This window comes from uncultured Campylobacter sp., assembly GCF_905373215.1.
Taxonomy (GTDB): domain Bacteria; phylum Campylobacterota; class Campylobacteria; order Campylobacterales; family Campylobacteraceae; genus Campylobacter_B.
In genome coordinates, this window is record NZ_CAJPRT010000004.1 from 1 (window position 1) to 15,018 (window position 15,018).

General features: G+C 46.5%; 14 protein-coding genes. 13 read left to right on the top strand and 1 reads right to left on the bottom strand.

Features of this window, described 5'->3' with window-relative positions; translation table 11 throughout:
- The coding region (selA, locus tag QZ176_RS02895; RefSeq protein WP_295151121.1) for an L-seryl-tRNA(Sec) selenium transferase at positions 1-1,168 on the bottom strand (1,168 nt) is incomplete at its 3' end.
- Between the two features lie 166 nt (positions 1,169-1,334).
- Here selA and QZ176_RS02900 point away from each other — a divergent pair.
- The 13 genes from QZ176_RS02900 to QZ176_RS02955 all read left to right on the top strand — a co-directional run bounded on the left by QZ176_RS02900 (position 1,335) and on the right by QZ176_RS02955 (position 14,896).
- Positions 1,335-3,017 (top strand): 4Fe-4S dicluster domain-containing protein, encoded by a 1,683-nt coding sequence (locus QZ176_RS02900; RefSeq protein ID WP_295151122.1) that lies wholly within the window; start codon positions 1,335-1,337, stop codon positions 3,015-3,017.
- The gene (locus tag QZ176_RS02905; protein WP_295151123.1) at positions 3,017-3,886 is read left to right on the top strand and encodes a formate dehydrogenase-specific chaperone; all 870 of its coding nucleotides are present in this window, start codon (positions 3,017-3,019) and stop codon (positions 3,884-3,886) included. The genes QZ176_RS02900 and QZ176_RS02905 overlap by 1 nt, the downstream gene beginning before the upstream one ends.
- A gap of 252 nt (positions 3,887-4,138) precedes the next feature.
- Positions 4,139-4,336 (top strand): twin-arginine translocation signal domain-containing protein, encoded by a 198-nt coding sequence (locus QZ176_RS02910; protein WP_005871103.1) that lies wholly within the window; start codon positions 4,139-4,141, stop codon positions 4,334-4,336.
- A gap of 10 nt (positions 4,337-4,346) precedes the next feature.
- Positions 4,347-7,268, top strand: a complete 2,922-nt coding sequence (locus QZ176_RS02915) for a formate dehydrogenase subunit alpha (protein WP_295151124.1) — start codon at positions 4,347-4,349, stop codon at positions 7,266-7,268.
- Positions 7,269-7,277: 9 nt separating this feature from the next.
- Positions 7,278-7,835 carry a formate dehydrogenase FDH3 subunit beta gene (gene fdh3B, locus QZ176_RS02920; protein ID WP_005871109.1) on the top strand — a complete coding sequence of 186 codons (558 nt, stop codon included), beginning with the start codon at positions 7,278-7,280 and terminating at the stop codon, positions 7,833-7,835.
- Between the two features lie 239 nt (positions 7,836-8,074).
- Complete coding sequence (locus QZ176_RS02925; protein WP_295151126.1) at positions 8,075-8,692, top strand: hypothetical protein; 618 nt, start codon at positions 8,075-8,077, stop codon at positions 8,690-8,692.
- Positions 8,689-9,627: a hypothetical protein gene (locus tag QZ176_RS02930; protein ID WP_295151128.1), complete on the top strand. Its 939-nt coding sequence runs from the start codon at positions 8,689-8,691 to the stop codon at positions 9,625-9,627. Before QZ176_RS02925 ends, QZ176_RS02930 begins: the two co-directional genes overlap by 4 nt.
- Before the next feature lie 12 nt (positions 9,628-9,639).
- Positions 9,640-10,269, top strand: coding sequence for a LysE family transporter (locus tag QZ176_RS02935; protein ID WP_295151130.1), 630 nt, complete (start codon positions 9,640-9,642; stop codon positions 10,267-10,269).
- A gap of 42 nt (positions 10,270-10,311) precedes the next feature.
- A complete protein-coding gene (locus tag QZ176_RS02940) occupies positions 10,312-10,797 on the top strand; it encodes a hypothetical protein (RefSeq protein ID WP_295151131.1) in 486 nt (161 codons plus the stop codon).
- 534 nt (positions 10,798-11,331) lie between these two features.
- Entirely contained in the window at positions 11,332-11,439 is a 108-nt protein-coding gene (locus QZ176_RS10420; protein WP_365951458.1) for a DUF2892 domain-containing protein, read from the top strand.
- A 386-nt stretch (positions 11,440-11,825) separates the two neighbouring features.
- Positions 11,826-13,037, top strand: a complete 1,212-nt coding sequence (locus QZ176_RS02945; protein WP_295151132.1) for a saccharopine dehydrogenase family protein — start codon at positions 11,826-11,828, stop codon at positions 13,035-13,037.
- A gap of 566 nt (positions 13,038-13,603) precedes the next feature.
- Positions 13,604-14,218: a hypothetical protein gene (locus QZ176_RS02950; protein WP_295151134.1), complete on the top strand. Its 615-nt coding sequence runs from the start codon at positions 13,604-13,606 to the stop codon at positions 14,216-14,218.
- 306 nt (positions 14,219-14,524) lie between these two features.
- Positions 14,525-14,896, top strand: coding sequence for a hypothetical protein (locus QZ176_RS02955; protein ID WP_295151135.1), 372 nt, complete (start codon positions 14,525-14,527; stop codon positions 14,894-14,896).
- Positions 14,897-15,018 lie beyond the last annotated feature (122 nt).

Below are 15,018 nucleotides of genomic sequence, written 5' to 3' on the forward strand. Positions count from 1 at the left end.
CCCCTAGGATGATGCCGCACTGCACGGAGCCGAAAAGCTTGTCGCCGCTAAAGCTAAGCAGCCGCACGCCGCTTTTTAAAAGATCAAAAATTGCCGGCTCGCTTTTGCCTAGTCCAAACCCTAGCTCGCTCGCGTAGCCACTTCCAAGATCGTAATAATCGATTATCTCGTTAAAATTGTCCTCTTTTTTCATGCTAAATTTTGCGGAGTAAATTTTAGAAGCTTTAGCGGAGATTTCGCTCTCATCGCCTTCATAAAAACACTCGCTCCTTTCGGACGGCTCGCCGCTATTTAAATTTAGGGCATTCGCAGAACCTGCCGCTAGGTTTAGATCATTCGGCGCGGAATTTAAAATTTCGCCCGTCGCATCCGACGAGCCGCCGCAAAGATTTTCTAAATTTTTAAAGCTTGCCGCTCTAAGCGCTAAAAATTCCTCTTTTTTGCGCGTCGCTTTTCGCGCTAAGGCCGCAACCTCAGCAGCGCTTACGCTCGAGCTAAAGCCCGAAATTTTAAAATTTGAGCGGTGCACCTTCATCAAGATCGCCGTGTTTTCACTGATCGCCTCTTCGTAATCGTCCGGCTTGGTTTTGTTCGTAGTGCCGATCTCCACAAGCTTTGCGCCAGAGTTTGCCATCACTTCGCTTACCCGAAAGCTCCCTCCGATCTCGACTAGCTCGCCGCGGCTTACCACGACTTCGCATCCGCGCGCGAAGGTATTTAGCACCAAAAATACCGCCGCAGCGTTGTTATTGACCACGAGCGCGTCCTGCGCGCCGAAGAGCTCGCTACACAAAAGCGCTATGTAGTCGTATCTGTTGCCGCGCGCGCCCTCGGATAGGTCGTATTCTAAATTTGAATACGAGGTGACGATCTTGTGCGCGCGGGCTAAAATTTCTGCGCTGATGACGCTGCGGCCGAGGTTTGTGTGCAGCACGACGCCGGTTGCGTTGATGAGCGGCTTAAGGCTTAGATTTTGAAATTTTTCGTAGCGCGATTTGATGCGCGCGATGATCTCGCTTTCGCTTGCGAGCTCGCCTCCTTGCAGCGCCTCCCTGCGTGCCTCTTCAATGAGCTCTTGCGCGATTTTGATGATTTGCGGGCGGAGGCAGTTTTGAAACTCCTGCGCGTTTGCGATTTTGTCGATTTTTGGTAGTTTGATTCGTTGCATTGCGACCCCGATGCCTTAAAATTTAGGCGATTTTATCATTTAAAGCTTTGATTTTGCTTTATCTATAAAATTATTAATTTAAATTCGATTTACTTTAAGTGCAGAATTTAAAAGCTGTTTAGAAAATAAGAGTAAAACCCGCCTAATTATCAATTTAGGATAGATTATGAAAGAACATGGATTTTACGCCGCGGGGCTAAAGGATGTCGTCTTAAGCGATGATATCGAAATTTGCGGCGATGAAGAGGGGGCGAAAAATGAGGAATTTATCGTTGCGAATTCGCCGAGATTAAAAGCGCAAATTTATGCGCCCGAGATAAATTTTTATATAGAAAATTCCGCAGATGAGCCGCTGCAAATCGCTAAAAACATAGATATTTTGTATCGCGCCAAGGATATCGCCTTCGACGGTGCGCTAGATAGTGACTATCAAAAGCCCGTCGGCAAAAACGTGATTCTTGCCTGCGACGAGCCGCGAGAGGGGCTTGTGAGACTACTTAGGCGGCATGGATTTAAGGTGATCGCGTTAAGCAGAGCCGAGATTAAGTTCGTCTACGGCGAGATTGGCGATCTTGCGGTTACGATTTTAAGCGAGCGGGATGAGGTTGAGACTGAGGCGGATTTTTTCTTGATTAGCGGCGCGGCGCCCTATCAATTGCGACAAAGCGGCTGCTACGAGATCTCGGGGCTAAAAGACGATGAAATTTTAGAAATTTTAAATTCCAAAAGCCCAGTTTATCATTATAAGAATTCCACGATCTTTGATCCTGCGATCTGCCAGTATCAAGGCAGGCGAAATGAGTTGCGCGCGCCATGCGTGGAGGTTTGCCCCACAGTAGCGATTTTGAAAAACGACGAAAAGCGCGAGCTCGTGTTTTCGCACATCGACTGTATAGGCTGTGGCGCGTGCGTAAGCGTCTGCCCTAGCGGCGCGCTGAAATTTGCCAAGCTGCCTCAAAGCGTATTTGGCGAGATCGCAAAGCTCTATGCAGGCAAAATTCCGCTTCTCATCGCAGAGAGCGAAATCGTATCCGCACCTGCAGTGCAGCTTCCGTGCGGCGTGTTACCGTTTGGAATTTTTGGAAGCAAGCAAATAGATGAGGCAAATTTGCTAAGCGCTATGCAGGAAAGCGGCTCGAGCGTGATCGTTTACGGCGCAGACGTGGGCGAGGGCACGCGCGAAGCGGTGGAGCTTATCAATGGAATTTCGCGCGCGATCTATGGCAAGGACGCGGTATTTTTAGCGCGAAATTTAATCGAGCTACAAGAGGCGCTAAAGTGGGCGCAAAGCTCTCAGCTGTGGGCGTTTAGCCTAAACGAGCAGGGTCTTAGCAAGAAAGAAATTTTTTCCAAACGCGTAAGCGCAATGGTCGGCGAGGGCAGCTTCGGCGTCGTAAAAAGTGGAGAGTTACTAAAATTTGGCAAAGTAAGCATAAACGAAGCAAGCTGCACGCTCTGCCTTAGCTGCGTGGGTGCCTGTAATACCGGCGCGCTGTATGCCGACAACAGCGACAACTCGATTAAGCTCAACGCTTCGCTTTGCACGACGTGTAACTACTGCGTGCTAAGCTGCGCCGAAAAGGATACGATCGAGCTTGAGCCTTGCGGCGTGGAGCTTGAGCCAGGATTTTTTAATTACAAAATGCTAGCTAAAGATGAGCTTTTTAAGTGCATTGAATGCGGGAAGGAATTTGCGACGAGCAAAGCCGTGATGAAGATCGCGGATATGATGGGCGCGCATTTTGCAAACGAGCCTGAAAAGATGAAGACACTTTTTTGCTGCGGCGATTGCAAAGCGAAAATAATGATAAAAAAGCAGATAGAAGATGCTAGAAAAGGGGCAATGTAATGGATGCGAATCTACTTCAAGCAAGAAGCTACTACTACGAATTTTTTGCAATTCCGTTTTTTTTCTATGAAACAGATACGAAATTTAAGTGCTGGCAGCAGCAGCTGGAGTTTTTACGCAGCTCACCCATCGTGCCTAGTGATGAGGCGGAATTTCAAAATTTAGCGAAATTCGACTTTGCGGCGTTTAAAAGCGAGCAAAATTCCGTGCTTTTTGATTTTTCATACGCCAACGTGCCGATGAGTGCGAGCTTCTACGACGAGGGGCGCGACGATGGGCGTATGCGTGTCGCGGTAATCGACGTACTAAAAAAGAGTAAATTTCGCCGCAATATGGAGCTTTGCAAGGAGTGCGAGGACTATGTGGGATTTATTTTTTACCTGCATTCAACTCTGCTGCGCGACGCGGTTGCAAAACATAGCGCAGTTTTAAACGGACAAAATTCCGTGACAAACGAGCAAAATTCCACAAATAGCGCGAGCTTGACGGCGCAAGACGAAAAAAATTCTGCAGATTCGCATGGCAGTAAAAATTTTACGGACTCGCAGGATGGCAAAAATGCTGCGAACTCGCAATATGCTAAAAATTTCATCGGCGCACAAGACGGCGAAGCGCTGGCGTTAGAGCTTTTTACAAATGTCACCAATAGCTTTGTGGATGAGTTTAGCGAGCTTTTGTGCGGGCATGTGCGAGCGGATTTTTTCAAATCATTAGGCGCACTAATGAGAAGCTTTTTTGCGCTAGAACGCTCGCTTTTAGCGCTTGCCGCTCCGCAAAAGAAAGATCGTAGCGTCGTTAAAGAAGCGATCAAAAAAGGCGGCTATCAAAATAAATTTACCAATCCGGAAGATATTTTTGATCTGGATTGATAAATAAAATTTTTAACGGAAATCTTAACGCGAAAGCAGAATTTCGGTTAAATTTTAAACTCGCAAACTCTAGTTTTGCGAGTAGTTTTTTAGTTAGAACTTTATATTTTGAATTTTAAATAAAATTTAAAAAGTAACTTAAAATTTAATCTCCATCTCACTGCCTTTTCGTTATAATTCATTAGACTTAAATCCTGTAACAGGCGTTACTACAATAAAAGATTTAAAGCGATTTCTTCACAAAGGAAAACCATGGAGAACAAACGCAGAGATTTTCTTAAAAAATCTCTAAAAATCGGCGCGGTAGGTGCCGTGGGCGTTGCCGCATCGCAGGCTCTAGCGAAAAGCGAGCAGGATTACGGCGATACCGTTCGTGGCAAATCGCCGAAAAAAGAGGTGCTTTACTGGGAGAGTGAAGCGTGGAAAAAATACTATAAAGTAGCTTACTAGGAGAATTTTCATGAGTGAGAATGCGATCGGAAGGAGATCGTTTTTGAAACTCGCCGCTTTAGGAGCGAGCAGCGTAGCCGCGTTTGGCGAAAATAATACGCTAAGAGCCGCTACTGAGCAAGAGATCAAAAACCCATTTCCAGGTTCCGTTATGAAGCGAACGATATGTTCGATCTGTTCCGTAGGCTGCGGTATCGAGGCTCAAGTGGATGAGAGCACTAATACCTGGATTCGCCAAGATATGGCAGTAGATCACCCGATCTCGCAGGGCAGTCACTGCTGTAAAGGAATCGATCAAATAGATCTAACCAAATCTAAAATGCGTCTTAAATATCCGCTCAAAAAGGTTGGCGGCAAGTGGGAGCGCATCAGTTGGGAACAAGCCGTTGATGAAATCGGCGATAAAATGCTTCAGGTTCGCAAAGAGGACGGTCCGGACAGCGTAGTGTATCTGGGCTCGGCTAAATTTTGCAACGAACAAGCATATTATTTTAGGAAATTTGCAGCCTTTTGGGGTACAAACAGCAACGACCACGTAGCCAGAATTTGACATAGCGCAACAGTCGCCGGTGTGGCGAATACTTGGGGTTATGGAGCTATGACTAATCACGTAGGTGATATGGCGAAAAATTCTAAAATGATCCTTTTCATAGGTGCGAATTCTGCGGTTGCAAATCCAGTGGGAGCTATGAAGCATGCTCTTCAAGCTCGCGATAGAAATGGCGCAAAAATCGTCGTCGTCGATCCAAATTTTACTAGAACTGCGGCTAAGGCCGATATGTATATTAGAATTCGTCCGGGAACTGATATAGCGTTTGTGTACGGAATGCTGCATCTAATCTTCAAAAACGGCTGGGAAGATAAGGAACTAATAAAAACCAGAACCTACGCTGTAGATGAGATCAAGGCGGAAGCTGAGAAGTGGGATCCTAAAGAGGTAGCCAATGTCACCGGCTGCAAAGAAGAGGAACTGATAGAATTTACGAGGATGTTCGCTACCACAAAGCCCGCTACTTTATGCTGGGCTCTAGGCATTACGCAGCACTCGATCGGCAGCTCGAATACTAGAATTTTGGCTCTTTTGCAGCTCATACTAGGCAATATGGGCAAGCCAGGCGGCGGCTGCAACATCCTTAGAGGTCACGATAATGTTCAGGGCGCTACCGATATGTGCAATCTCTCCGATAGCTTACCTGCGTATTACGGGTTAGCCGATAACGCTTGGAAGCACTTCTGCAAGGGCTGGGGCGTAGATTACGAACAGTTTATTAAAAGATTTGCCGTCTCTACTAAGCAGCCGCACGAAAAGCAGGGTGAAAAAGTGCCTGGTACGAATTTTACCGAGTATTTTCACTACGATCCGAGCATCGAGCAAGATGTGATAAACTGGCGCAACGAAAAGGGCTTTTCGCTATCTAAATGGTGGCAGGGCGTTTTGAAAAACGAGCCCGTTTTAAGTAGTGGTAACGTCCGCGTCCTTTGGGTGCAAGGCACAGGAATTACTTCTATGGCTCACGTTCGCGAGACTCAAGAAGCGCTAGGCAAGATCGATATGCTGGTAGTCGCCGAGCCATTCTTAAACGAAGTGGCGATTCTAAACGATAGACCGGATGGAATTTATGTTTTGCCGGTAGCTACGCAGTTTGAAAGCGAAGGTCATCTAAGCGCTACAAACCGCAGTGGTCAGTGGAGAACTCAGATTGTTAAGCCTCTATTTGAGAGCAAAGAGGATCAAGAGGTAATGTTTCTATTCGCGAAAAAATTCGGCTTTTACGACGAATATGTTCGCGGCATGAAGATGGGCATCGTTGATGGCGAGCTTAAGCAGGTTAAAGACGATTTTGTTTGGCCTGACGACGCTACCGATGAGATCGCACGCAATACTCAAAGTATTGGAAATAACGGACGCACCGCAGCTAGATTTCGCAGACAACAGAAAAATTGGCATCTATTTGATCCCGATACTTTGCGCGGCATAGGCGGAGAAGTAGAGGGCGAATATTACGGGCTTCCATGGCCTTGCTGGGATACGCAACACCCGGGCACGCCGATTCTTTACGACGTAACTAAGCCTTATGCCGACGGCGGTATGGGATTTAGAAACCGCTTCGGCTTAGAACACGACGGCGTTTCGCAGCTAGCCGACGAGAGCATTACCCTTCCTGGCTCAAAAATTCAAGGCGGACATGCAGAGATTACCAAGGCAAATATCGAGCAGGTTTTAGGCATCACGCTAAACGAGGAAGAGAAAGCCAAGATGGGACCTACGTGGAGCACAGATTATAGCGGCATTATCGCTAAGAAATGTCGCGAGTTTGGAATTTGTCCTTGCGGAAACGCAAGAGCCAGAGCCAAGGTTTGGCAGTTTGCGGATCAAATTCCGAAGCACCGCGAGCCGATCCACTCGCCTAGATGGGATTTAGTGGAGAAATATCCGACCTTTGCGGATCAAAAACGAAATTTCCGCGTCTTTACGAGATTTATCTCCGAGCAGAAAAAGCAGGATTGGAGCAAGGACTTCCCTACTATCGTAAGCTCGTTAAGGCTTGTAAATTTAAGCGGTGCAGGCATGATAGAGCGCACGAGCAAGTATCTTTCGGCGATTACTCCGGAGATGTTTGCGCACGTAAATCCTAAGCTTGCCGCTGATAAAGGTATCAAAGATGGCGAGATGATGTGGATTCATTCGCCGCAAGGCACGAAGATCAAAGTCAAGTGCATCTATTCGCACGCCGTAACGCCTGATCGTATTGTTATGCCGTATAACTTCGCGGGAATTTTCCAGGGCGAGGATCTAAGCGAGCGCTATCCTGAGGGCACTAAGCCATATATCAGAGGCGAGAGCTCAAATACGATTACCAACTACGGCTTTGACATAAATACGCAAATTTCGGAATTTAACGCCGGTCTTTGCAGACTAGAAAGAGCATAAGGAGATAAAATGCCGGCAAGATTAAAATTTTACGTCGATGTCGAGCGTTGCATCGCTTGCTATGGTTGCCAGGTAGCCTGCAGCTCGGCTCACGAAGTTCCCGTGCAGATAAATAGGCGCAAGGTTATCACTTTAAACGAGGGCATAGAGGGGCAGGAGGTTTCAAGCTCTATCGCTTGCCAGCACTGCACCGACGCGCCTTGTGCGCAGGTTTGCCCGGTTCAATGCTTCTATATCAGAACCGACGGCGTCGTTTTACACGACAAAGATAAATGTATCGGCTGCGGATACTGCCTCTACGCGTGTCCGTTCGGCGCTCCGCAATTCCCTAGAGACGGAGCTTTCGGTATCAAAGGCGCGATGGATAAGTGCACTATGTGTGCGGGCGGGCCGGAGCCTACGTTTTCGCACGAAGAGCTACATAAATACGGCCAAAACCGCATCGCGGAGGGCAAAGTCCCGATGTGCGCGGCGATCTGTTGCACGAACGCTCTAATCGTGGGCGACGCGTCTAGGGTTTCGGAGGTTTATCGCAAGCGCGTGCTTACGCGCGGCGTGAGCCTATAAGATTATGGAATTTTAAACGCCTTTGGTTTAAAATTCCGCCTCTTTTCGCAGAAATTTCAACCGAGCGACGGCTTTAAATTTAGCGGTCGCTCGGCGCAAAATTTTATTTGAAAATTCTGCACCTACCCATTTGCCACTAGATTATTTCAAAAAATCGCTTCTTGCTGACATTAAAATTTTAAATTTATGCTACAATCACTCAAATTTAGGATTTGAAATCTTAAGCGAAAGGATCTGCCTTGAAAAATAAAATTTCACTTTTTTTGGTCATTTCGGCGTTTTTGATTTTTACGGGTTGTTCTAAAAATGTGCCCGTAAATAGCGGTATCGTGCGCACTTCCGAGCCGCTTCACATTATGGAATTTCCGCAGGATAAGCTCATAAGCGTAAATTTTACCAATACCTCGACGACGGATTCAAATTTAACCCAGGTAGTGATTCAGCATCTGCGTGCGGACGGATTTAAGGTCGTAAATAAAAGCGCGGCGAACGTCCAAATCGGTGGCAATCTCAACTACTTCCGCAAGGCGGATTTTTCGCGTAGATCGTGGGATAATCCGAGATTTAGCTTCGGTATGGGCTTTGGCAGGTATTATAGATATACGGGCGTGGGCGTAGGCTGGGGGATGCCGTTCGGTTACGATCCTTGGTACGACGACGATTATTACAGAGATTATTTCTACGACTCGCAGATCAGCCTCTACATAAGCGTTAAAAACAAGGGCGCGTGGAAGGATTACGTAACTAATCTCAACTACCAAAGCATCAAAAATCCGGGCTCTAAAGACTCAGTAATGGATGCGCTAAATTTTAAAATTTATGAATATATAAGACAGATGATTAAGCAGGGAAGATGATAGTAAAAGAGAATAAAAAGCCCGTAGCGATGACACTGGCGGGATCGACGATTTTGGCGCTCGCTAGCGGATATTGCTACCACGCGGGCTTTGGCGGTGCGGCGCTTTTCGCTTCCGTAGTGGCGGCATTTTGCGCGTTTTTTTGCGCGCTTAGACTCGGCGCGAAAAATTATTTGCAGATCGGCGAGGATGCTTTTACGATCGTGCGCGGCGCAAATTCCGAGAGCTTCGAATATAAAGACATCGCAAATTTAGGCACAAAAACCTTCGTCGCGGGCAGAAACAAAACGGAGCTTTTAAATTTTGTATTCAAAAAAACGCCACAAGCGCAGGACCGCTTTAATTTTTTGCGATTTTACAGCGACACAGAGGCCACGCTGCCGGGCTCTTTTGAAATTTCGATCTACGAGCTGAGTAAAATTTTGCGCGAAAAAGCGGGTCTTTCGCAAAGCTCTGAGGAAGAGCAAGCCGCTCCAAAGACTCGCAAAGGCGCTAAGGGCTCTAAAAAAAGCGCGAGTAACGCCAAAAATTTTAAAGCTAAAAATTTTCGCGATGAGAATTCCGCTTCGCAAAATTTCGATGCGCAAAGTTCCTGCGGAGAGAAAAATTTAGGTAAAAATTCAGGCGCGGAAAATTCCCGCTCTACGCAGGATTCCGCCATGCAAAATTCTAATGGCGCCGCTGATTTAAACAACGCGCAGAATTTAGAGGGCGTTTCAAATTTAAACGAACAAAGCTTCGCTGCGCCGAATGATGCCGCTTCCTTAAATAGCGCCGTCGCGGGTGAAAATTTCATAGGCGCCGAGAATTCCGCCTCGAAAATTTCCGCGGGCGATAATGAGCCTGACGCTGCGCCCGAAAGTGCGGCGGTAGTCGGCTCTGATACTGCCGATACGGCGATGCAAAGCTCCGCCTGCGAAAGTAAAAATAAGTAGGCAGGCGCGGTCTTGAACTCCTTGCCGATCGGAATTTTCTTGCAAGGAGCCGCGCTAATGCTCTCGCTCATCGTCGCTATCGGCGCGCAGAATATCTTTGTCATCTCCCAAGGCCTTGCGAAAAACCATGTTGCGGCGGTTTGTACGGTCTGTGCGCTAAGCGATGCCGTATTTACGGCCGTAGGGATATTTTTAATCGGTGGCGCTCTTAAGCAAGGCTCGCTTTTTACCCAAATTTTAGGCATAGGCGGGATCATATTTCTGCTCTGCTACGCGCTAAGCTCGTTTTTTAGCGCCTATAAGGGCTCGCATTTTGCCAAGATTCAAAACTCTGCAAATAGCCCGCTGGCGCCCGTCGTAGCCAAAGCCCTTGCGGTGACGCTTCTAAATCCGCACGTGTATTTAGACACCGTCGTGGTCGTGGGCTCGCTCGGCGCTACGATCGCAGATGCCCAAAAGCTGTGGTTTTACGCGGGAGTTATGTTTGTATCGTTTGCGTGGTTTTTCGGCTTAGGATATGGCTCAAGGGCACTTTCGAAGCTTTTTGCAAGCAGTAGGGCATGGCGTATAATCGACGCGCTAGTGGGAGTTTTGATGCTATATATGGCGTATCTGATCGCGAAGTTTGTCTTTAAAATTTAAAATTTCACGCTAAAATTCCGCACTCTTGATAAAGGATCTATGATGAAAATTGAAATTGAAAGCGGGCTCGAGCTAAAAGAGGCCTTGTGGCGCGTAGAGAAAGCTCTGCGACTGGTGACCGACAAGGATGGCAAAATCACATCTAGCGCGACGCTTTACGTGGGCAAACATTCGCTTTTAAATTTACTCGATACCAACCAGATCGAAAATATCCAAAACGCCTATGCGCGCGCCAGGACGGAATTTCGCGCGGAGATGCTGGGAGTACTGGAGGGCTTTTTATCCCAAGAGGATGCCGAGAAAGATCCGGAATACGCGCTATTTAATCAGCTCTACCAAATGGCGATGACCGCGGGCAGAAAGAGCGATATTTTTATCCATGTCCAAGGCATCAGCGAAAACGAGGTCGTGCTGCGCGTGTATCAGCGCTTCGAGCTGGAGAGCGGCGAGACAATCTATTACGCAGGTGGTGAGTTTAGCTACAATCTGGATGAAAATTTCGGTAAAATTTATCGCTACGAAATCTGATTTTGGCGGTACGGCGCGAGATCGATGCTGCCTAGATCCTAAATATCGCACTACGCTTTTTTGCTGCAGCGTCTGAATTTAAACCCTAAAACACGCGGCGAGCTAAATTTAGACAAACTTTCTGCAACGATAGAATTCTTCTCGGTTAAATTTATCGTAATTCCAAATTTGAAGCTTATATAAATTTCGCCGCGTTACCGCCAGCGTTTGAGTTCGCCTTGCTTTACATTCGTCAAAATTTTAAATCGAGCTTGCATAAATTTTGCTCCTTAGGCACATAAATTTTGTCGGATTGCACTTTTATGCAAAAGAAAAGATAATTAAACAAAGCCGAATTTAACCAAGGCGCGTATATAGGAGGGCGGGTTCAAAGATGATACGCTAGGTGGCGGTTTGCTGCCATTGCTTACTTTAAAAATTTTAAGCATTAATACGTGTAAAATGTAAAAACAAAGAAGTGAAGACGCAATGCTAAGTAAAAAACTAGGATAATAAGAGCGCTGATCGGACTAGCGATAATGATCGCGAAAGCCGTTGTTTGGCAGCTGGTGGGGGCTGGTCGGACTCGTGCCCTTTATCGTGGGCGTCACGGGATTTTGCCCCGCTTGCTACTTTTTAAATCGCTGTTCGCTAAAGCGTTAAATTTAGCCGCGGTATACGGTTTTGCCGTGCGCCTAGAAAATAAGCGCGATAAATTTTAGCGGCGAAGCGAATGAACTTTAAATTTTAATTATCCGCGCTTCGCTGCGGGATGTTAAATTTAAACTAGCCCTTTAAAGCTTAAAATTTTATCGCGCGATACAAAGCGGTAAATTTAATGTGGTAAATTTAATCTCGTGCCGCCGTCAATCGGCATGCCGCTATCTGCGTAAAATTTTAGCGCATGCTGCTTTTGGCGTTTTTGTTGGAGCTGGCTTGCGCTCCGCACTCGGCTACAACCAAACTCTATGATTAATCGCACTCACCTCTTAAAATTCATCTTAAATTTGCTAAAATTGCAGCTAAATTTAAAATTTAAAGGAGTCAAAATGTCAAATATCTTAATCATAGGCGCAGGCGGCGTGAGCCAAGTCGCGACCGTAAAATGCGCGATGAACGCGGACATTTTTACAAAAATCACCCTTGCGAGCCGCACTAAAAGCAAGTGCGACGCGATCGCTAAATTTATCAAAGACCGCCTAGGCGTGCAGATCGATACCGCCCAGATCGATGCGGACGACACCGATGCGGTCGTAAATTTAATCAAAAAAACGGACGCCGAGCTGTTACTAAACGTCGCGCTGCCGTACCAGGACCTAACGCTTATGGATGCGTGCTCTCGCGCCGGTATCCCCTACATCGACACCGCAAACTACGAGCACCCCGACACCGCTAAATTTGAATACAAGCTGCAGTGGGCAAAGGACGGCGAGTTTAAAGCCGCAAACACGATGGCACTGCTGGGAAGCGGCTTTGATCCAGGCGTGACGAACGTATTTTGCGCCTACGCACAGCAAAATCTCTTTGATGAGATCCACGAGATCGACATCTTAGACTGCAACGCAGGCGATCACGGCTACCCGTTCGCGACGAATTTCAATCCCGAAATCAACCTGCGCGAAGTTAGCGCAAAGGGCCGCTATTGGGAGCGCGGCGAGTGGAAAGAGACCAAGCCGATGGAGATAATGTTCAAATGGGACTACCCGAAAGTCGGCGTCAAAGATAGCTACCTACTTTATCACGAGGAGCTAGAAAGCCTCGTTAAAAACATCAAAGGGCTAAAGCGAATCCGCTTTTTCATGACATTCGGACAGAGCTACCTCACGCACATGAAATGCCTAGAAAACGTCGGCATGCTGCGTATCGACGAGGTCGAGCATAACGGCGTGAAAATAATTCCAATTCAATTTTTAAAGACCCTGCTACCTGATCCTGCGTCGCTCGGCCCTCGTACGAAAGGCAAGACCAATATCGGCTGCGTGATCCGAGGCTTAAAAGACGGTAAAGAGCGCCAGGTCTATATCTATAACGTCTGCGACCACGAGGCTTGCTACGCCGAGACGGGCGCACAGGCTGTGAGCTACACGACGGGCGTGCCTGCTATGATCGGCTCGATGATGGTCGCCAAAGGCATCTGGAGCGGCAAAGGCGTCTTTAATATGGAAAATTTCGACGCCAAGCCTTTCATGGACGAGCTAAATAAACAGGGCTTGCCGTGGGAAATAATCGAAATGAAGCCAGGCGAGAGGTATGAAGTTTAGCTAGCGGCTTGCCTTTTTCTACTTATACTTCGTTGGTTTTAAATTTTGCTCGGTCATTACCCACTCGGTAACTCCCGTCACAAAATTTAAAACCGTCTCGTTTAAGCGAAAAATACTGCGCCTGATTTGGTGGGTATATTTAAATAGATTTGAAATTTTCGCTCTACGACAGATTGCATGTCTAGTCTTGGGACGAAATTTACTTCTTCTATTCAGCTACGAGCATAGCGACGTAGAAAACATTTAAAATCATCTCACGATACTTCGCCCTATCTTTAATCGCATTCAAATTTAATTTAGCTAAGCAGTTTACCTGCCTAGCCTACTTTTAAAAATCAAATTTCATCTCAGCTAGGCAAAAAATACTGTGCCTTATTCTGCTACATTTAAATTCTAATTAAAATTCACTCGGTCATGTATTTCATATACGCTCTCATCCTCAAATTTTAATTCGTCTCAATCGGGGACAATACCGTGCGCCGAATGCTGCTTTAAATTTAACTATAATCGCATAAAATTTTATCGGAGTAGATATAAAACGAATTTTAAAAGCGCTGATTTTTAGCATGGCATTTTCATTTCTCATTGTGGGTTGTGTTAGTAAAACCGCGCCCGTAGAGCTTGAAGGCAAGGAGCAAATTCGCGCGATCCAAATAGAGGCAAACCGTACGGTAATGATCGGTGACGCTTACGACTACGAATTTAGCAGTGATTATCGCGCGACGAAAGCGGAATTTGAACGCCTAAAATCGCTCTATCCACACGCAGTGGAGGTAAATAGAATTTCGATCGCTACGGATGCATTTAATGAATCTCACGCAAGCGCGCTACTTTTTGAGTTATGGCTTGACCGCGAGAGCCTGCCTCTAGCAGATCAGCTTGTGCTTTACAAGCATCCAAATTTTACGGGCTTTAAAAATCGCGAAATTTTACAATTTAGCTTCAAAATTTTAGGCGTTCCTATGCGCGCAAAAGATCGCGATCGGATCCTAAAAAAATATGCGCTTGCTAAGCCGTTAAGTTTAAACGCGGTAGTATTTGTTGATAGCGGCAGGCTGAGCGAGGAAAGTGTGCGTAAAAACGGTGAGACACAAGACGCAGTTTTAACTATGTTTAGCCCCGTCTGGATGCCCGTCGCTGCTGTAATGCAAAGTCTCGGCGCGCTATTTGATAACGAGTAAATTCTGCCAGTAAAAATTTCGATGCTCGCTTGCTTTTACGTTGCAATATGAGGGCTGCGTTTTGGGCGGGTACGCCGCAAGTGATGTCTTGGACAATAGCTCTGTTTGTTTGGCTAAGCGCGCTTGCTGCGTATTTAATAAGTAAATTTTAAATTACGGCGAAATTTTATAATTTGCCATCGAGTTCAGCTCTGTTTTAAACAGACGGGCGGTTTCTTAAATTTAAACTCTAGCTAAATTTAGACCGAAATTTTTAAGTAAACTTTGCTATAATCGCCGCAATTTTGAAAAAACCGAGGAGAAAATATGAAATTGATTTACGCTGCTTGCGTGCTAGCTGTGTTTGCTTCGGCTCAGACCGAAACTGTGCAGGTGCCGGACTTTGCTAAAAGCTCGATGAAAACGCATGAGCAGGCCGAGGAAAAACTAATCGCAAATGCCCTAAAAGGCGATCTAAGCCAGATCGCAAGCGACCTAAAGATCGATAAAACTCTAAAAGGCGGCGAGTCGCTTGTCATTAACGGCGCGCATTACAGGACGATCGAGGGCGACAGCACGCAGTGGAAAGAGGGCGACGCCGTGCGCCTGCTAAGCGGCAACAAGGACGGCAGATGCCTAAGCTCGATCATGCTTAATCTGCGCACGAAAACCGTCTGTAAATTTATGTGCGACGCGTAAAATCGCATAAATTTCGTACTTTATAGCGCGAGCGAGATGGATTAAATTTCGGTTTGCTCGCGCCATCCGCAGTAATTTGTCGTATAAATTTCTACATCTCGCATCGCAAATCAGGTAAATTC

Bases quoted from the DNA above. Each gene is read 5' to 3' on its own strand.
- QZ176_RS02900 (WP_295151122.1), top strand. From the start codon at position 1,335: ATGAAAGAACATGGATTTTACGCCGCGGGGCTAAAGGATGTCGTCTTA.
- QZ176_RS02905 (WP_295151123.1), top strand. From the start codon at position 3,017: ATGGATGCGAATCTACTTCAAGCAAGAAGCTACTACTACGAATTTTTT.
- QZ176_RS02910 (WP_005871103.1), top strand. From the start codon at position 4,139: ATGGAGAACAAACGCAGAGATTTTCTTAAAAAATCTCTAAAAATCGGC.
- fdh3B (WP_005871109.1), top strand. From the start codon at position 7,278: ATGCCGGCAAGATTAAAATTTTACGTCGATGTCGAGCGTTGCATCGCT.
- QZ176_RS02930 (WP_295151128.1), top strand. From the start codon at position 8,689: ATGATAGTAAAAGAGAATAAAAAGCCCGTAGCGATGACACTGGCGGGA.
- QZ176_RS02940 (WP_295151131.1), top strand. From the start codon at position 10,312: ATGAAAATTGAAATTGAAAGCGGGCTCGAGCTAAAAGAGGCCTTGTGG.
- QZ176_RS02945 (WP_295151132.1), top strand. From the start codon at position 11,826: ATGTCAAATATCTTAATCATAGGCGCAGGCGGCGTGAGCCAAGTCGCG.
- QZ176_RS02950 (WP_295151134.1), top strand. From the start codon at position 13,604: ATGGCATTTTCATTTCTCATTGTGGGTTGTGTTAGTAAAACCGCGCCC.
- QZ176_RS02955 (WP_295151135.1), top strand. From the start codon at position 14,525: ATGAAATTGATTTACGCTGCTTGCGTGCTAGCTGTGTTTGCTTCGGCT.